Origin of the sequence: Bacillus sp. JFL15, assembly GCF_001184225.1 — a bacterium.
Classification (GTDB): Bacteria; Bacillota; Bacilli; order Bacillales; family Bacillaceae; genus Bacillus; species Bacillus siamensis.
On the sequence record NZ_KQ236689.1, the window covers coordinates 2,617,029 to 2,633,312 of the forward strand.

A 16,284-nucleotide genomic window follows, 5' to 3' on the forward strand; every position below is an offset into this window, starting at 1 on the left:
CTTCTTGCTCGTCCCGCTGGCAGTTATATTCGGTCTGGAACGCTTCAAGGACGAGCTGCTGTTCGAGATTCAGTATTTTCGTCGTCGCTTTGATCGCTTTTAAAAGCTCATGCAAATCCGGGATGGAAGCTTCATATATATTCATCATCGACAGAAGCAGATCCTGAAACGCCCCCATATACCATTTTGGTTCAAGGCCGATCCGCAAATGAATGGAAGCGATGCGCTGTCTTTTCTCAATGAACTCATCATCTATCGTGCCGGCGAACATTTCGTGGATGTGACGGCGTAATGTTTTTTTCAGGCGCTCGACCGTGCTGTGGTCGTTAATGATCGTCATTAATGATTTTTCGTGATCCAGGTTTCGATAAAAGGAATCGACGATGGTGGAAATATGTTCTTTGATTAACGGCTGCAGCTCTTCAAGCACATGAAGCTCTTCGTTTCCAAGCCTGACCATTTTCAGCTGCTTTTTGACATCTGCATATTGATTTGAAAGCTCGATGCGTTTTTTGCCGTCGGCTTCTGAAAAATAAGCTGTTTCTTTTTTGCTGTCTTTTTTAAATAACAATATTAGTTCCTCCAGATATTCTCTTTTTCTTTTTATCGGTTTGGAAGGAACTTGAATGAAGGAATCTGGTAAAAATATTTTAAAGCAAAAAAATAAAACCATTCATACAGAATGGTTCAGTTAATCTTGCGTGATGCGCTTCAGCGGCTTGATGGCGGGACCTTCGGCAACCCCGCCGTCAGGTGTGAACCGGGAGCCGTGACAAGGGCAGTCCCACGTCCGTTCGCCGTCATTCCATTCAACCTCACAGCCTAAATGGGTGCATGTCGTGTCGACAAGATGCAGGCAGCCTTTTTCATCTTTATAAGCGCCGGCCCGTTTGCCGTTTACCGTTACGATTTTTCCCTCTCCGGGCTGAAGGGACTCAGGTGAAGCGTCCGGCCTTTCAAGTTTGCCCGAGATAAGGTGTTTGGCTACGTCGGCATTATAGGAAATCAGTTTTTTCAGCCCCGGATCTGCGTGGAAACGTGACGGGATAAACAGGCTGGAGAACGGGTTCTTTTTGTTTTGGATATGATCAGCCAAAAGCTTCGCCGCAAGGGCTGAGCTTGTCATGCCCCATTTTTTAAAACCGGTCGCCGCCAAAATATATTCTTCATCGCCTGAGATTGGACCGATGAACGGGATTTTGTCAATGGTGACAAGGTCTTGTGCAGACCAATGATATGGGATGCTTTCGACTCCGATTGTGTCTTCTGCAAATTGTTTCAGCGCTTCGTAATGCTCGGACATTTCTTTTCCTTGGCCTGTTTTGTGGCTTTCGCCGCCGACGAGCACCAGTTTTTCACCGTTCAGCTCTGTATAGCGCAGTGATCTGGACGGCTTGTCTATGCTGAGAAACATACCGTCAGGATACGCTTGCTTCGGTTTTACCGCGAGTACGTAGGATCTGCTGGCATACATTCTGGCGGCATAAAGCCCTCCGCCGTCATAAAAAGGAAAGTGGGAGGAGCAGACAATGTAGCGGCACTTGATGCCGTGTCTGTTTTTCGTGACCACCTCAGGCTGCGGTTCTTTTTTAATGTCAATTGCCGCCGTCTGTTCAAAAATCCGCGCCCCATTTTTGACCATCTCTTTCACAAGCGCCGCGCCATATAAAAGCGGATGAAATTGCGCCTGATTCTTCATGGCAAGGCCGAGCCTGCAATTAACGGGGACGGGAAGTTCTTTCACAAGCTCATGTTCAATGCCGAGCTTGGTGTAGGCTTCCTGCTCGCTGCGGATTTTTTTGACGCCGGCTTCCGTATTCGTGTAAATATACGCGTCTTGTTCAATCAGCCTGCAGTCAATCGAAAGGTCCTTGATGATCTGCTTCATATCTTCCATAGCGCGAAGATGGGCTTCGAAATACAGCCTTGCGCTGGTCAGTCCGATCTGCTGAATAAGATCGGCATAGATGAAATCATGCTGGGCGGTGATTTTTGCGGTCGTGCCCGCGGTCGTCCCGTTTAAAATCCGGTCTGCTTCAATGACAGCGACACGGAAGCCTCTTTTCGTCAGTTCGTATGCAGTTGTCAGGCCTGTAATTCCTCCGCCGATAACCGCAACGTCGCATTCCGTATCTTCAGTCAGGGCGGGAAAGGAAGGAATGTCAGCTGTTGCTTTCCAATAGGAAGCAGATTCCTCGTTTGAAAAAGCAGTCATTTCAAATTACCTCCTCTATTGTATATTCTTAATTTTTCCAATAAGTCTATATTCATACATGAAAGTCGTATAAGATGCTCAAATTACTCATAATATAGTAATTAATGTAAAGGAGTGATCAAAATGGCGAATCAGAAGAAGAAAACCTTGCCGCCGCAGCATCAAAACCGGCAGCCGGGCTTTGAATATGTAATGGACCCGCGCCCTGTGTTTGACAAACCGAAAGCGGCGAAAAAACTTGAAGGAAAAACTGCGATTATCACGGGCGGAGACAGCGGAATCGGACGCGCCGTATCCGTTTTGTTCGCGAAGGAAGGCGCAAATGTGGTCATCGTTTACTTTGATGAGCATCAGGATGCCGAAGAGACGAAGCAATATGTAGAAAAAGAGGGGGCAAAGTGTCTGCTGATCGCAGGTGATGTCGGCGACGAAGCCTTTTGCAACGATGTCATCCGTCAGGCGGGCCAAGCCTTTCCCTCTATTGACATCTTAGTCAACAATGCGGGTGAGCAGCACGTGCAGCCGGGGATTGAGAAAATCACGAGCCACCAGCTCATCAGAACGTTTCAGACGAATATTTTTTCAATGTTTTACTTAACGAAAGCCGCGCTCCCTCACTTGAAAAAAGGAAGTTCAATCATTAATACGGCCTCCATTACCGCCTACAAAGGCCACAAAACATTGATTGACTATTCAGCGACAAAAGGGGCGATCGTCACGTTTACAAGATCTCTGTCCCAGTCTCTTGTCACTCAGGGCATCAGGGTGAACGCAGTGGCGCCGGGGCCGATCTGGACGCCGCTCATTCCGGCGAGCTTCTCGGCGAAGGAAGTGGAAGTCTTCGGCTCAGACGTGCCGATGCAGCGCCCGGGAGAGCCTGTTGAAGTGGCACCGAGCTATTTGTACTTAGCAAGCGATGATTCTTCCTATGTCACGGGACAGACAATTCATGTGAACGGCGGCACCATCGTAAACGGATAATATAAAAAAGCCAATCCATATGGATTGGCTTATTCACTCTGTTTGAGTGCAGCATATTCTTTAGAAAGCGTAAGGAACGCTTCTTTATTTTTATCATCAAGCGCTTTATCAATCTGTTTTGTCAGCGTGTGGAGCCGGCGTTTATACAAGGATTCGTCGAGCACCATTTGAATGTAAATATCGGCCATTGTCACATCGAATTCATTTGCTTTTTGCGTGTTGCGGGACTTCATGAGCTCAGTGTACGATTTTTTCTCTTTCATAAAGAATCCCCCCAATGCCTTTTTTATAGTATATGGATAACAGCCGGAAAAATCAATTAATTTTTATAATCTTTAGACAACTAATACTTGGAAATATATCGACATATCCTGCAAACTGACGAAAAATTGAAAAATAACATTGTATAAATGTTGTGAAAAGGAAATTGAAAAATAATATTTAAGTAGTAAATTAAGACTAAATTATATCTTTAAAAGGTGATTTTTAGCTATATTCAAAAAAAACCTGTCGTTTTCCAATGACAGATGATAGATTATTAGTATAAATTTTCAAGAAAAGGATTGGAGGCTGCACATTATGTGCCAGAAAACACACGCACCCTTAGAAAGCTACGAAGTAAATCGTTCAACCATCGCTGTTTTGCCTGAGGAAATAGACGGTAAAATGGGGTCGAAGATCATTGAAAAAGATTGCATTCTATATGTCAGCATGAAGCCGATTCACATCATTGACAGAAGCTGCCGCTACTTTGGCTCCAGCTATGCCGGGAGAAAAGCGGGAACATATGAAGCGATTAAAATTTCTCACAAGCCGCCGATTATGGTGGACCCTTCAAATCACATCTTTTTATTCCCTACACTTTCTTCTTCAAGGCCTCAATGCGGCTGGATATCTCATGTGCATGTTAAAGATTTTCAACCGACCGCATTCGATGATACAGCGGTCACATTCTCAAACGGCAAAACGATGGAGCTGGAAGTATCTTATCATTCTTTTGAGAATCAAGTTTACAGAACCGCCTATCTCAGAACCACTTTTCAGGACAGGATGGGCAGCCATATCCCGAAGCGTCAGGAATTCATGCTGTACCCGAAAGAAGAGCGGACTAAAATGATTTACGACTTTATTTTGCGGGAGCTGGGGGAGAGATATTAGAGAAAGCTGTGATGTGAAGGGACGGGCCCTTTCCTTTTTGGAGAGGGCTTTTTTGATTTACATGCCCGGGCAGAGTTGTATCGTCTCCGTCTGTTGGCTATGATGGTGGAAAGAGTTATGACATTATATTTTAGGAGAGATGGGCATGGATGTATTTGCAAAATATGTATCAGGAATCGACAATCCGGATCACCGGCTCAAACTAGAGGAAATCCTGTCTTGGACGGCTGACCGATTCCCGAATTTACAACCGCAGATCAAGTGGAATACGCCGATGTTTACTGATCACGGCACCTTTATTATCGGCTTTGCAGCAGCGAAACACCATCTAAGTGTTTCCCCCGAAGAAGCGGGGATTGCGCACTTTGCCGATGACATCGCCCGCGCCGGCTACAGCGCCACTTCCCGTTTGTTCAGAATTCAATGGACTGAACCGGTGCATTATGATCTGCTTGAAAGCATGATTCAATTTAATATTCAGGAGAAGGCAGACTGTTCAGCGTTTTGGCGGAAATGAACGAAAAAATATTAAAGCACAAACCTGATCAGGAGCTTTTTTATGAAAAGTAATCCTAAGGGATTTGCGTTTCCGGCGGAGGATCATCATGCGTTCATCGCCTGAATACCCGGGTTCGGCGAAAACGGCTTTTCCTTCAGGCGAAATCTTCGCGGTAAAGTGCGGGATTGACATAACGAAACGCACGATGGCAGGAATCGTGCGTTCGGAATTCTTTATTTGACGACAGACATGCTGACGCTGCTGCCTGACACCGTCACTTTGGCAAAGTCCTGTGTATCCACCACAGGTGTGACTGCTTTATTGTCGATCGTGATGTTTGTAAAAGCTGTTGAGAAGTTTGATTTGATGTAAGGGCGCTGATCCTCTGATGTGACCGCAACGGTGGCGAGCGCTTTCCATTTTGAGACCGAACCTACATTTGTTTGTGCGAGTTCTGAGATGATGCGGCCGGTGTACCCGTCATTATTCGTGCCCCAATATGTGGCGCGGGTATTACCGTTCAGATTTTTGTAAATGGTCAGCTGTACGGTGCTGCCGGGCCGGAAGCCTTTCGTATAGGTGAATTGGCTTTCTCCTTCCAGATACCGGACCTGGCTTTGCCCTTTTGAGCCGACTTTCATGATCGGTTTCCATACATGATACGTTTCACTGTACTGAAGCCCGATATCGGCCTCCGTGCCTCCGGTAAATCCTGAGTAAATATAGGCTGTCCCATTTGACACCTGAATCGAGCTCGGAAGCTGAATTTTCGTGACGAGAACAGAGCCCGTACTGTTCAGGTAGGCCCTTCCGCCGATTCCTTTGCTGAGCTGGGACGCCGCTTCTGCCGTATTGGGGCTGATGACCCCTGGAATATCCGCAGTACATACACCGAATAGAACGGCTGAAGTGAGCACACCCGCAAGAAGCCCTTTTTTCACCATCATTTCTCCTCCTATCATCATAGTCAGATAGCGCTATCAATTCATATTATAAAAGGTTTTGGAAGAAATTCCATAAAAGAGATCCAAACAAATGTAAATCGAAACTTTTTTCCTATTTATCTTGTAAATGGAGATTATTTGAACTATGCTATGTTCTGCAATACCGCATCACTCAGGAGAGGGGATAGATAGAGTATGAAAAAGACGGCAGCTGTGCTTTTGTCTTTCGGTCTGGTGTTCGGATGTTCATACGGGGCGGGGCAGACGGCAGAAGCGAAAACAAAGGTGAAAACGTATCAAAACTGCAAGGCGCTGAATAAGGTGTATAAGGGCGGCGTGGCCCGGACGTCAAAAGTGAAAAACAAAGGCGGCAGAACAAAGTACAAGCCGTATGTCTCAAAAGCGCTTTACGATGCAAATAAAAGACTTGATCGTGATAAAGACTATATCGCATGTGAGAAATAAAAAAACAAGCCTCTTTAAAGAGGCTTGTTTTTTTACATTGATTCGATGGTGACGGCGGTTCCGTATCCGATTAATTCGGATGTGTTCTGTCCGGCGGTCAGTTCGAACCGCAGGCCAACGATGGCGTTCGCTCCGAGCTGCTCCGCTTCTCTGATCAGCCGTTCTTTCACCGCTTTTTTGGAGTCTTCCAGCATTTCGGTATAGCTTTTTAATTCGCCGCCGACAACAGATTTTAAGCCTGCAAGCAAGTCTTTTCCGATGTGACGGGACTGGACGATACTGCTTGTCACCAGGCCTTTTACTTCCGTAATCTGTTTTCCGGCGACGGTTTCAGTTGTTGTCATGATCATGCGGCTTTCCCCCTCCATGTGTCTTACCGCTATTTTACCATTAAGCCGCCTTTTCGGCTGCGCTGATTTGTTTTTTTCTGACTGCGGCACTGACTGCAAACATGACGGCGGTGTTTAAAATCAGCGCGATGATGCCTGTATTCATGTCTTTCACGATTTGCGGAAGAAACGGAAAGAGGGTTCCGATGGTTGATTCGGTCAGCGTGATGAAGGCGACCGTCCCGACCCCGGCCGCTATGCCGGCAAAAGCGCCGTGGCTTGTGATAAAACGCCGCTTCGGCAGGCTGAATAAAAGCGCGGGGAAAAGCTGGGTGACAAGGCTGTAGCCCATTAAAAGCAAGGTGACGATGGTATTTCCGCCTTTCAGCGTAAAATATACGGAAATCAGCGCAATAACGGGTACGGCATATTTTGCGAGCCGTGAAACTTTTTTGTCAGTCGTGCCGGGCCGGATTGCTTTGTACACATTTTTGGCGAACAGCGTGCTTGAGGCCATGAGTATCATTGAACCGGGGACAAGCGCCGTCAGAATGCCCGCCGATCCGATCAGTCCGACAAACCAAGGATCAAAGGTTTTCACTGACAGCTTTAATAAGGCGAGATCCGTGTCCGCCCCTTTTAAACCGGGCACCTGCAGAATCGCCGCAAATCCGGTAAAGATGACAAACAGCAGGACAAGCTGATAAAGAGGCATGATGATCGCGTTTTTCCGAAACACCCGCGGATGCTCCGCCGAATAGGAAGCGGCAAAGGTATGGGGCCACATATAAAAGCCGAGAGCGGTCAGCAGGACGGTTGAGCTGAACCATGAAGGGCTCTGTCCGGTTTCAGAAAGTGTAAGAAATCCGGGTTTTGCGGCGTCGATTTGTTTGAACATCTCCGCAAAACCGCCGTAGTAATGAATGGGAAGATAAATGCCTAAATACAGGACGATGCCTAAAATCATGATATCTTTGACGACTGATATCCACGCTGAACCGTGGATTCCTGAAATCATCACATAAATCGTGATGGAGACAGCGCCGATCCAGACTGCGGCTGATGGCGGAATCTGGCCGTACGACGTTGCTGAAACAATTAATCCGAGCCCTTTCAGCTGCAGGACGAGATAGGGGATGAGAGATGCGATGCCGACGAGCGATACGAGAATGCCGAGGAGCGGGCTGTTGTATTTTGAAGTAAAAAAATCAGATTGCGACATCAGTTTGTGCTGTTTGGCGTATGTCCACACGGCAGGCAGAAGCCAATATGACAAAATGTAGGCAAGACAGCCGTAAGCGATAATGTAAAAGGCGGGACCCCCTTTTCCGTAAGCCCATCCGCTTCCGCCGAGGAATGTGAAGGTCGTGTAAATTTCTCCCGCCATTAATAAGAAGACAAACATCGTGCCGAAGCCGCGTCCGCCCACCGTCCATTGTTCAAGGTCCATCTTTTTTCCTTTTCGGGCGCGGATTCCGAGATATACACAAAACAGGAGCACGGCGGCCATTACGGGAAATGCGGCGTTCATTCCGTCTCACCCGCCTTGTTTTCTTTGTCCAATTTGTAAACCGCAGCCATCAGAACAGAAGTCAGAACCGCCCAGATGACGACATATGCGAGAATGAAAGGCATTCCGAAAACATAAGGCGTCACCCGGTTGGCGAATGGAATGCCGGCGAGAATTCCGAAAAAGGGCAGAGCAGCGAGAACATGAATCAGTTTCATAACATTCCTCCTTTTCATTGAAAACAGCGTGTCCCGAATTATAAAGAAAATCATGTCGAATGTATAGTGTGAATAGTCTGAATTTTATTGATTGAAAGGAAAAGCAGTCCCGGCTGCTTTTTAAATGGCTGCAAGAGACAGGTAATATTCCAATAAGGCGGTTACCTGTTCCCGTATTCTCGGGTTGAAATAACGGTGTTTTTCTTCATAGCCGTTAATGGTGCATATATAAAGCGTAAATGCTTCATCTCTTTGGGCTTCGTATATTTTGATTTTACGCTTTCTTAACTCTTTTCGAACATCACTCAAATCCTTTTGTGCTAATTTTAAAGAGCAGCTGATAAGCTGTTTATAGGGTTGTTTTAATTTGAACGGGCACGAATCAAGCGCTTCGAGATCCCGATTCAGAATGGCGGCTGCCATGGGCAGAAACAGCCCTTTTTCGATGAGGTCGCGGGTGCCGCTCCGGATGTCAGGCATAAATACTCCTTCTTTCTTAAAAGAGAACATTTGTTCTTATTTTATACTCGCTTACACGATATTTCAAGTCGGAAAATCTCGTAAACATTTTCGTTTTTTGGAGATAATGTGTAGAATAAGGATAGACAAACTCGTTAAGGAGTATAAACGTTGGAGCAATTTTTATCATATTTCACTGAGGAACAGCTGACGGAATGGTTCCAAAGCTATAGAGCTTTCGGCCCGGCGGCTGCGGTTTTACTGCCTTTTATTGAAGCGTTTCTTCCGTTTTTGCCGCTTGTTGTATTTGTGGTGGCGAATACGAATGCATTTGGACTGTGGGAAGGTTTTTTTCTGTCGTGGCTCGGATCTGCGGCAGGATCACTGCTTATGTTTTATGCCGTCCGCCGTTTCGGACAGAAAAGAGCTTTCGGTTTCATCCGCAGGCATCAGACCATAAGGCGGATGATGCTGTGGGTTGAGCGGCACGGTTTCGGTCCGCTGTTTATATTACTCTGCTTCCCCTTTACGCCGTCCGCTGCGGTTCATATCGTTGCCGGCCTGTCACGGGTGGGGGCGCTGCAGTTTGTATCAGCCGCCGCTATGGGGAAAATGGTCATGATCTTTATGATCAGCTTTATCGGGTATGACCTTCACGCGCTCTTTACACAGCCTTTCAGGATGGCGGGCGCCTTAACGGTGATCGCGGTGCTGTGGTATGCAGGAAAGCATATCGAACGGCGTTTACAGACGAGGATCAGTCAGCATGAGAAAGACGGAGGGAGACAGGAATCTTGAAAAAACGATTTTGGTTTATAGCCGGCGTGCTTATCGTTGTTTTGGCCATACAATTAAAAAATGCCATTTTTATTGATTATAAAGTCGAAGGAATCAGCATGAACCCGACCTTTAAACAAGGAAATGAGCTGATAGTCAACAAGTTTTCCCATCGTTACAAAACGATCCGCCGTTTCGATATTGTCCTGTTTAAAGGCCCGCACCACAAAGTGCTGATCAAACGTGTCATCGGGCTCCCGGGCGAGTCGATCGCTTACAGGGAAGACCAGCTGTATGTGAATGGAAAACGGGTTTCAGAACCGTTTTTAAAACCGTTAAAGTCATCATTGTCCGCAGGCAGCCATGTGACCGGTGATTATACATTGAAGGAAACGACCGGGCGCAAAAGCATACCGAAGGGACAATATTTCGTTATTGGCGACAATCGCATATACAGCCTCGACAGCCGCCATTTCGGACCGATTAAGGATAAAGACATCGTCGGGGTCATCAGTGAATCAGACGCCAAGTGAACGGCGTCTTTTTTTCGGAAATGATTGTCAAAAAGCAGAGGAAAGACTATAATGGAGATTGTTACGCGTGAAACAAAAATCAAGCGTTTTATTTTTGATGATTTTGTTGCGCGTGTAACAATAAATATGAAAGAAGGCTGATGAGATGGAAACACAGGCTGCCATTATCGGGGGAGGTCCGGTCGGGCTTATGCTTGCATCAGAACTGGCGCTGGCCGGAGTGAAAACGACTGTCATTGAACGATTGAAGAAGACGGTGCCCTATTCCAAGGCGCTTATTATGCATCCGCGCACACTGGAGCTTTTTGCAATGAGAGGCATATTGGAACGCTTTTTGGATAAAGGGACGAAGGTGTCATCCGGCCATTTTTCGATGCTGGATACACGGCTGGATTTTTCCCGGCTGGATTCTAAGCAGAATTATTCGTTAATGCTGCCTCAGGCTGATACGGAGCGGCTCTTGGAAGAATATGCATCAAGTTTAGGCGCAGATATTATCCGCGGGGCGGAAGCGGTGTCCGTTACCCAGACGGATGACGGAGTGGAGACGGTGTTCCGGGATGAAAGCGGTATCCGCACCCTGCGCAGCTTATATGCCGCGGGTACAGACGGAGCGGGGAGCATTGTCCGGAAACAGGCGGGCATCGCTTTTTCGGGCACTGATGCCGACTTAATAGGAACCCTCTGTGATGCCGTTTTGAAAACTCCGCCTGAATCTGCCTTTTTTTCAACGTGCCGTCTGGCGGGATCGGTTGTCATTGTCCCTCTTACGGACGGACTTTTCCGCGTTCTGATCGTTTCTCCGCACGTCCCGCAAAAGCGGAAGGAAGAGCCAGTCACAGAAAAAGAGCTGAAAGAAGACCTGCGGCGGATATGCGGCACTGATTTCGGATTGAGTGATCCGGTGTGGACGTCAAGGTTCGGCAATGCCGAGCGTCAGGCCGAACAATACCGCTCAGGCCGGGTTTTTGTGGCCGGTGATGCGGCGCATATTCATTTTCCCGCAGGCGGCCAAGGGCTGAACACGGGGCTTCAGGATGCCTTCAACCTCGGCTGGAAGCTGGGGGCGCAAATGAAGGGAAAAGCGGCGCCTCATCTTCTGGACAGCTATCATCAGGAAAGGCACAGCACAGGAAAAGAAGTATTGCACAATATAAAAACCCAGATCAAGCTCATGGATTTTACCGAGTCAGGGATGGCATTAAGAGATACGATGACCGCTTTGCTCGATTTTCAGGAGGCCAACCGTTTATTGGCGGGAAAAGTATCCGCGCTTGATCTGCATTATGAACCGGACCCGGAGCTTGCGCCGCATATCCTGAACGGAAAACGGCTGCCTGATATAGAGCTGACTCTTCATGACGGCCGGCCGGCCCGGCTGTATGATTTTCTTCACAAGGGCGGCTTTGTGCTGCTGTCATTAAGGGGAAGCATTCCCGCCGGTATTGATACGGACAGCGTGGCAGCTGTCAGGGCGGAGCTTGCTGAAACACGTGCCGGCTGGGATGATGTCCATTCTGTTTTGATCCGGCCGGACGGCCACGCGGCTTGGGCGGCCGGCGGCTCGGGACGTGAAGCGGAAGAAGCCGTACTGGCCGGTTTGGAGAGATGGGGACTTATCTGATACGCTTTTTTGCGCCTGTATGATTGTTTCTTCCGTAACAAAACGTTATAGTAAAAGAAACAATCCATACGGAAGGGTGACTCAGCAGTTGGACAGAAGACAGCCAGACCATGCAAAACACATGATTCTTGAGGGGCTGACAGACATTTTCCACGAGCAGGAGAGGTGTCAGGAGGATATCAGGGCGTCATTAGCCGGACGGATGGACGAACTCCGAGAAGAAAACGGCAAAAAACTTCAGCTGACCTTGACGGAAATACACATTTTATCTTGTATCGGAGATCATGAACCGATCAATGTCACATCAATAGCAGATAAAATGAAGACGACAAAACCGACCGTGTCGAGAAGCTGCGCGAAGTTTTTGGAAGCCGGCTTCCTGCGCAGAACCCGGCTGAGCGACAATAAAAAAGAAGTCTATTTCCGGCTGACTCCTGCCGGAAAAGAGCTGCATTCCCTTCATCATGAATACCACGAAATGATAAAAAAGCGGTTCTTGGCGTTTTTGGATCGCTATACAGACGAAGAACTGTTATTTGCTGAACGGCTGTTCCGTGATCTTTCAGCAAACTGGCGCTCTGTAAATGGCGTCGGGCAGCTGTTGAAATAAAAAAACACGCATCCTTATGCGTGTTTTTTTATCCGGCTCATGTTCCTCTTTCTGCCCGGCCTCTATCGCCGTGCGCCTTTTTCAGCTGAGAAAGGTGGTGCAGCAGGCGATAGAAGGGCGGAAGCATGGCGATGACGAGAACGATCCTGATGACCTGAACCGCGACGACGAAAGTCGAGTCCTCATGCAGGGTGATCGAAGTCGCCGCCATCTCAGCGATTCCGCCGGGAGAGAAGGCGAGAACGGATGTAATCATGGAGATGCCCGTTAATTTAGAAACGGCAACCGCACTCAGAATCATTGCGGCGATTAATCCGACGGAGGAAATAAATCCGATCGTAAGCACTCTGGACACGCCGGTGAACATGCTTTTGTACATTTTTGAACCGATTGTGGCGCCGAGAAAAATTTGTGACAGCTGGTTCGCTTCCGGCGGCCACCAGGCCAGCATGTCTTTTCCCGCTAAAGCTGACACGCCGATTTCCGCGGCAGCAACGCCGATCATACTGCCGAGCAGCCAAGGCGCGGGAAATTTCAGCCGTTTGGCGGCCTTACTTGCAAGCCAGGCAGCCAAAATAAATCCGGCCGTTAACAAGACGGGAATAAGGCCCGGATGTGAAGCTCCTGCTGAAACGGCTCCGGCTGATGTCTGAGCCGTACCGTTTTGTTTGGTAAATAAGAAAATGACGAGAAACGGTATTGTCATGACAACCAAAAGGACACGTGTCAGCTGAATGAGACTTACAATCGCGGTGTTTGCGCCGACTTCCTGGGCGATACCGGGCATGGCGGATAGACCGCCCGGCGCCGTGCCTACAAAGCTTGTCATCATGTCCGTCCGGCTGAACCGAAAGAGCACATATCCGGAAACAAGCGCCATCGCGATAGAGAAAATCAGCATGAAGCCTACCGGAAGCCAATGATCCCGTAAAACTGAAAGAACGGACAGGTTCAGTTTTTGGCCGAGTTCGATGCCGAGAATCATTTGTCCCGCCGCAAGCCATCTGCGGTTAATCCCTCTTCTGTCAGCCGCCATGAACAGCCAGCGGGGCCTCGTCATGGAGAGGATGCAGCCGGCGGCAAGCGTTCCGAGCATCCAGGCGATCGACATTCCTGTAAGCGAAAGAAGAAACCCCCCTGCCGCACTGATGAGAATAAACCAGATATCCGTAAGGAGATGTTTGTCTTTCTTCAATGAAAACCCTTCTTCCTGAAACATTCATATTAAATTGTTAAGCTCGTTAACCTTACTATTACTATAGTATAGATTTTGAGATAAATAAATGATGAATTATTTCTCATAATCCATTCATTTTTCTTATCATAAACAAAAAAAGCTCCGGAGAAGGGGGGAGCGCACCCTACTCCGAAACCTCGCCGGCCTTTCCTTTCCACACAAGGGTCAGGCCCAGACCGAGACATAAGACCACGCCTGCGAAAAGAAACGGGAAGTGAATATTCATATCAAATAAAATACCGCCCAGAGCCGGGCCGAAAATGGTGCCTAAACTCGTGTATGTTGAGTTCATTCCGGCGACAAATCCCTGCTGATTTCCTGCGATTTTCGATAGGAAAGTGGTCAGTGCCGGGCGCAGTAAATCAAACGCAAGGAATATAATGCAGGTGACAGCAAGCACGGGCAAAAATCCTGACATCACCGTAGAAACGAAAGCCAGCACAGCCCCGATGACCAGACAAAGCTGAATGACTTTTTTCTCCCCGAGGAAGTTGACAAGCTTGCCGAATGCGAGCACTTGGATGATGACCGCAACAATGGAGCTGAACGTAATAATAACGGCGATATCCTTTGGCGTAAAGCCGAATTTATGGTTTGTAAATAAACTGAACACCGTTTCGTACGCTGACAGCCCGAATGCCAGCACAAAGACGATGATAAAGGCGATCAGGTAGCTTGGGTGAATCGACTTTTTCAAATCTTTTAAGAAGGTTGACTCTTTGACGCTTTCCATCTGCTGGGCGCGTTCCTCTTTAGTCAATGGCTCTTTCAGCATAAAGACAGAGGAAATCACTGCGATAAATGCAATTCCCGCCGCAAAGAAAAACGGCATACGGACACCGTGATCGGCAATAAATCCTCCTATGCCGGGCCCGATGATAAAACCTGTGCTGATGGCGGCAGATACATAGCCCATCGCCTTGGATCTTTCCTGCACTGTCGTAATATCTGCGACATACGCTGTAACAGCGGGCATGATAAAAGCGGCGCTGACGCCCCCCAGCACCCTTGCAAAGTACAAAACGCAGACATGTGTACCCAACCCGAAGGTCAGCTCGGATAATGCGAACAGAAACAGCCCGGCGAGAATCATGATTTTTCTGCCGAAGCGGTCAACCCATCTTCCCGCAATGGGGGATGCGATTAATTGCGCGACGGCAAAGGCAGCGACAAGGTATCCCATTGTGCTGCCTGTCAAGTGCATCACATTCATAAACAGCGGCATAACGGGAATAATTAACCCAATCCCTAAAAACGCAATAAATATGTTGCTTAATAAGATGATGAGTACAGCTTTTTGTTCTCTAATCGGTTTTTGCATGTTGTTTCTCCTTTGTCAGCTGTCCTGATTCTGTTGATCGGCATTGATGACTCCGTGAATAAACACAGAGATGGCTTCTTTTTGTAATTCTCTTCTTTGCTGAATGGAATCGTTTTTATATAACACATCCAAACCGTAAAAGACAGACAGCAGGATTTTCACTTTTGATTCGACATGATGAATGGACCAGCTGCCGTCTTGATTTCCCTCTGTTAAGATATCTCTCATCACATCGTCATATTCAATATCAATTTTGTTGAGACGTTTTACGACCTCCTCTGACGTAAACGCGCTCGCATAAAACTCTTCACTTGCTCTCATCAGCGGGTAATTGATGCTCATCCGGCTGAGCAGTTCTGCAAAGCCCGTCAGCTTTTCGGCAGCGTCTTTCAGGTCGGCTTCCATTTCCCTCCACGTCTCAATCATCACGCGGTGATCCTCTTCCATGATATGAAGAAACAGAAACTCTTTTCCTTTAAAATGATGATAAAGATTGCCTTTGCTGATCTCGGCCGCCTCTAAGATATCCCGGATTGAGGTTTCTGAATAACCTTTTTTTGCAAATAAGTCACGCGAAGCGGATACGAGCTTTTTCTTCGTCTTTTCGCTCTTTCCGGCGCCGCCTTTTGTATTTGTCACATCACACAAATCCTTTCCGCCAAGTGAGGCTCGGTTCCTTAAAAACCGACCGGTTGGTTTATTTTATTATAAAGTGTTTTTGCTGATTATACAATGAAGAAGTTGTCCGTTTTTTAGAGAGGATTACGCAGCTCGAAAAATAAACCCCATTCTCTCCTATTGAAAGAACGGGGTTTGTCTGCGGCCTGAATGCTCCCGGCGGGGGAGCGTTATTTCCCGGTATTTGCCTGGGTGTAGCTCGTGTTCGGCGCGTTTGATACCGTTCCCCCTGTATGGTGGGAAGGAGAGTGGGCCATATCGTATAAAAACCAGACGGCATGACGCTGCTCGTCAAATGCTGTTCGGGCAAATAACCGCTTCGCTTCCGGGTGTACCGCTCTATCGGATGCCTGCAAATAAAAATCATTCGTTTTCTGCTCATCATAAAACGCCGCCCTCAGTCCTTCTCTGTATGTGTGCGGACAATGTTCCGTCTGTTTCGGCGTCAACTGGTTTCCGGTAATTGAAGTATACAGTGAAGAGAAGGCGTGCAGGTGGCGCATTTCTTCCTCTCTGATATGTTCGATTCGTCTTCTGATTTCTGCGGTCGGCGCTTTTTCGGCTAATATCGAGTAGCAGATCACAGCGCTGTATTCGCCGTTAATGGATTTTATCAGATCTTTTATAAGAACAGAGTCGTCGCCGCAGACGGCTGTATAATGAAAAAAATTCTCGTGCATTGGACTCACCCCCGGATATTTATAGGGTATTATACGGCGATAGCCC

General features: G+C 47.6%; 20 protein-coding genes and 1 pseudogene. 9 read left to right on the top strand and 12 right to left on the bottom strand.

From position 1 onward, the window contains the following. Positions 1–85: 85 nt before the first annotated feature. Positions 86–673 (bottom strand): annotated as a pseudogene (locus AD710_RS20370) (protoglobin domain-containing protein); the annotation flags it as partial. An 18-nt stretch (positions 674–691) separates the two neighbouring features. Continuing rightward, positions 692–2,215: an FAD-dependent oxidoreductase gene (locus AD710_RS13085; RefSeq protein WP_049628226.1), complete on the bottom strand. Its 1,524-nt coding sequence runs from the start codon at positions 2,213–2,215 to the stop codon at positions 692–694. A gap of 123 nt (positions 2,216–2,338) precedes the next feature. Here AD710_RS13085 and AD710_RS13090 point away from each other — a divergent pair, with 123 nt between their 5' ends. Next, positions 2,339–3,196 (top strand): SDR family oxidoreductase, encoded by an 858-nt coding sequence (locus AD710_RS13090; protein WP_007610477.1) that lies wholly within the window; start codon positions 2,339–2,341, stop codon positions 3,194–3,196. 29 nt (positions 3,197–3,225) lie between these two features. On the opposite strand, the gene AD710_RS13095 is transcribed toward AD710_RS13090, so the two are convergent. Continuing rightward, complete coding sequence (locus AD710_RS13095; RefSeq protein WP_045925286.1) at positions 3,226–3,459, bottom strand: IDEAL domain-containing protein; 234 nt, start codon at positions 3,457–3,459, stop codon at positions 3,226–3,228. 316 nt (positions 3,460–3,775) lie between these two features. On the opposite strand from AD710_RS13095, the gene AD710_RS13100 reads away from it, so the two are divergent. The 3 genes from AD710_RS13100 to AD710_RS20230 all read left to right on the top strand — a co-directional run bounded on the left by AD710_RS13100 (position 3,776) and on the right by AD710_RS20230 (position 5,094). Next, on the top strand, positions 3,776–4,354 hold the full coding sequence (locus tag AD710_RS13100; RefSeq protein WP_016938309.1) for a competence protein ComK: 579 nt from the start codon (positions 3,776–3,778) through the stop codon (positions 4,352–4,354). A gap of 145 nt (positions 4,355–4,499) precedes the next feature. Continuing rightward, positions 4,500–4,871: an iron chaperone gene (locus AD710_RS13105; RefSeq protein WP_047476728.1), complete on the top strand. Its 372-nt coding sequence runs from the start codon at positions 4,500–4,502 to the stop codon at positions 4,869–4,871. Positions 4,872–4,959: 88 nt separating this feature from the next. Continuing rightward, complete coding sequence (locus AD710_RS20230; RefSeq protein ID WP_016938307.1) at positions 4,960–5,094, top strand: hypothetical protein; 135 nt, start codon at positions 4,960–4,962, stop codon at positions 5,092–5,094. On the opposite strand, the gene AD710_RS13110 is transcribed toward AD710_RS20230, so the two are convergent. Then, on the bottom strand, positions 5,087–5,797 hold the full coding sequence (locus AD710_RS13110; RefSeq protein ID WP_016938306.1) for a YrpD family protein: 711 nt from the start codon (positions 5,795–5,797) through the stop codon (positions 5,087–5,089). The genes AD710_RS20230 and AD710_RS13110 overlap by 8 nt on opposite strands. A gap of 195 nt (positions 5,798–5,992) precedes the next feature. Here AD710_RS13110 and AD710_RS13115 point away from each other — a divergent pair, with 195 nt between their 5' ends. After that, complete coding sequence (locus tag AD710_RS13115) at positions 5,993–6,262, top strand: excalibur calcium-binding domain-containing protein (RefSeq protein WP_016938305.1); 270 nt, start codon at positions 5,993–5,995, stop codon at positions 6,260–6,262. A 32-nt stretch (positions 6,263–6,294) separates the two neighbouring features. Here the strand turns inward: AD710_RS13115 and AD710_RS13120 are convergent, their stop codons facing one another. The 4 genes from AD710_RS13120 to AD710_RS13135 form a co-directional block, all read right to left on the bottom strand. Then, positions 6,295–6,612 carry a YbjQ family protein gene (locus AD710_RS13120; RefSeq protein ID WP_016938304.1) on the bottom strand — a complete coding sequence of 106 codons (318 nt, stop codon included), beginning with the start codon at positions 6,610–6,612 and terminating at the stop codon, positions 6,295–6,297. 40 nt (positions 6,613–6,652) lie between these two features. Next, the gene (locus tag AD710_RS13125; RefSeq protein ID WP_049628227.1) at positions 6,653–8,122 is read right to left on the bottom strand and encodes a sodium:solute symporter family protein; all 1,470 of its coding nucleotides are present in this window, start codon (positions 8,120–8,122) and stop codon (positions 6,653–6,655) included. Next, positions 8,119–8,319 (bottom strand): DUF3311 domain-containing protein, encoded by a 201-nt coding sequence (locus AD710_RS13130; protein WP_003155162.1) that lies wholly within the window; start codon positions 8,317–8,319, stop codon positions 8,119–8,121. Before AD710_RS13130 ends, AD710_RS13125 begins: the two co-directional genes overlap by 4 nt. Positions 8,320–8,439: 120 nt before the next feature. Continuing rightward, positions 8,440–8,799 (bottom strand): YhjD family protein, encoded by a 360-nt coding sequence (locus tag AD710_RS13135; protein ID WP_016938302.1) that lies wholly within the window; start codon positions 8,797–8,799, stop codon positions 8,440–8,442. A gap of 150 nt (positions 8,800–8,949) precedes the next feature. Here AD710_RS13135 and AD710_RS13140 point away from each other — a divergent pair, with 150 nt between their 5' ends. From AD710_RS13140 to AD710_RS13155, 4 genes are all read left to right on the top strand, one after another. Beyond that, positions 8,950–9,576: a TVP38/TMEM64 family protein gene (locus AD710_RS13140; protein WP_016938301.1), complete on the top strand. Its 627-nt coding sequence runs from the start codon at positions 8,950–8,952 to the stop codon at positions 9,574–9,576. Then, positions 9,573–10,088 carry a signal peptidase I gene (lepB, locus tag AD710_RS13145; protein ID WP_045925291.1) on the top strand — a complete coding sequence of 172 codons (516 nt, stop codon included), beginning with the start codon at positions 9,573–9,575 and terminating at the stop codon, positions 10,086–10,088. The genes AD710_RS13140 and lepB overlap by 4 nt, the downstream gene beginning before the upstream one ends. A 145-nt stretch (positions 10,089–10,233) precedes the next feature. Further along, positions 10,234–11,712 (top strand): monooxygenase, encoded by a 1,479-nt coding sequence (locus AD710_RS13150; RefSeq protein WP_049628228.1) that lies wholly within the window; start codon positions 10,234–10,236, stop codon positions 11,710–11,712. Positions 11,713–11,800: 88 nt separating this feature from the next. Then, positions 11,801–12,322: a MarR family transcriptional regulator gene (locus tag AD710_RS13155; RefSeq protein WP_049628229.1), complete on the top strand. Its 522-nt coding sequence runs from the start codon at positions 11,801–11,803 to the stop codon at positions 12,320–12,322. A gap of 37 nt (positions 12,323–12,359) precedes the next feature. On the opposite strand, the gene AD710_RS13160 is transcribed toward AD710_RS13155, so the two are convergent. The 4 genes from AD710_RS13160 to AD710_RS13175 all read right to left on the bottom strand — a co-directional run bounded on the left by AD710_RS13160 (position 12,360) and on the right by AD710_RS13175 (position 16,238). Further along, a complete protein-coding gene (locus AD710_RS13160) occupies positions 12,360–13,517 on the bottom strand; it encodes an AbrB family transcriptional regulator (RefSeq protein WP_016938296.1) in 1,158 nt (385 codons plus the stop codon). Positions 13,518–13,683: 166 nt separating this feature from the next. Next, positions 13,684–14,880 carry an MFS transporter gene (locus AD710_RS13165; protein WP_016938295.1) on the bottom strand — a complete coding sequence of 399 codons (1,197 nt, stop codon included), beginning with the start codon at positions 14,878–14,880 and terminating at the stop codon, positions 13,684–13,686. Between the two features lie 15 nt (positions 14,881–14,895). Beyond that, positions 14,896–15,519 carry a TetR/AcrR family transcriptional regulator gene (locus AD710_RS13170; protein WP_049628230.1) on the bottom strand — a complete coding sequence of 208 codons (624 nt, stop codon included), beginning with the start codon at positions 15,517–15,519 and terminating at the stop codon, positions 14,896–14,898. Between the two features lie 209 nt (positions 15,520–15,728). Then, positions 15,729–16,238, bottom strand: a complete 510-nt coding sequence (locus tag AD710_RS13175) for a ferritin-like domain-containing protein (RefSeq protein ID WP_049628231.1) — start codon at positions 16,236–16,238, stop codon at positions 15,729–15,731. Positions 16,239–16,284 lie beyond the last annotated feature (46 nt).

Bases quoted from the DNA above. Each gene is read 5' to 3' on its own strand.
- AD710_RS13085 (WP_049628226.1), bottom strand. From the start codon at position 2,215: ATGACTGCTTTTTCAAACGAGGAATCTGCTTCCTATTGGAAAGCAACA.
- AD710_RS13090 (WP_007610477.1), top strand. From the start codon at position 2,339: ATGGCGAATCAGAAGAAGAAAACCTTGCCGCCGCAGCATCAAAACCGG.
- AD710_RS13095 (WP_045925286.1), bottom strand. From the start codon at position 3,459: ATGAAAGAGAAAAAATCGTACACTGAGCTCATGAAGTCCCGCAACACG.
- AD710_RS13100 (WP_016938309.1), top strand. From the start codon at position 3,776: ATGTGCCAGAAAACACACGCACCCTTAGAAAGCTACGAAGTAAATCGT.
- AD710_RS13105 (WP_047476728.1), top strand. From the start codon at position 4,500: ATGGATGTATTTGCAAAATATGTATCAGGAATCGACAATCCGGATCAC.
- AD710_RS20230 (WP_016938307.1), top strand. From the start codon at position 4,960: ATGCGTTCATCGCCTGAATACCCGGGTTCGGCGAAAACGGCTTTTCCT.
- AD710_RS13110 (WP_016938306.1), bottom strand. From the start codon at position 5,797: ATGGTGAAAAAAGGGCTTCTTGCGGGTGTGCTCACTTCAGCCGTTCTA.
- AD710_RS13115 (WP_016938305.1), top strand. From the start codon at position 5,993: ATGAAAAAGACGGCAGCTGTGCTTTTGTCTTTCGGTCTGGTGTTCGGA.
- AD710_RS13120 (WP_016938304.1), bottom strand. From the start codon at position 6,612: ATGATCATGACAACAACTGAAACCGTCGCCGGAAAACAGATTACGGAA.
- AD710_RS13125 (WP_049628227.1), bottom strand. From the start codon at position 8,122: ATGAACGCCGCATTTCCCGTAATGGCCGCCGTGCTCCTGTTTTGTGTA.
- AD710_RS13130 (WP_003155162.1), bottom strand. From the start codon at position 8,319: ATGAAACTGATTCATGTTCTCGCTGCTCTGCCCTTTTTCGGAATTCTC.
- AD710_RS13135 (WP_016938302.1), bottom strand. From the start codon at position 8,799: ATGCCTGACATCCGGAGCGGCACCCGCGACCTCATCGAAAAAGGGCTG.
- AD710_RS13150 (WP_049628228.1), top strand. From the start codon at position 10,234: ATGGAAACACAGGCTGCCATTATCGGGGGAGGTCCGGTCGGGCTTATG.
- AD710_RS13165 (WP_016938295.1), bottom strand. From the start codon at position 14,880: ATGCAAAAACCGATTAGAGAACAAAAAGCTGTACTCATCATCTTATTA.
- AD710_RS13175 (WP_049628231.1), bottom strand. From the start codon at position 16,238: ATGCACGAGAATTTTTTTCATTATACAGCCGTCTGCGGCGACGACTCT.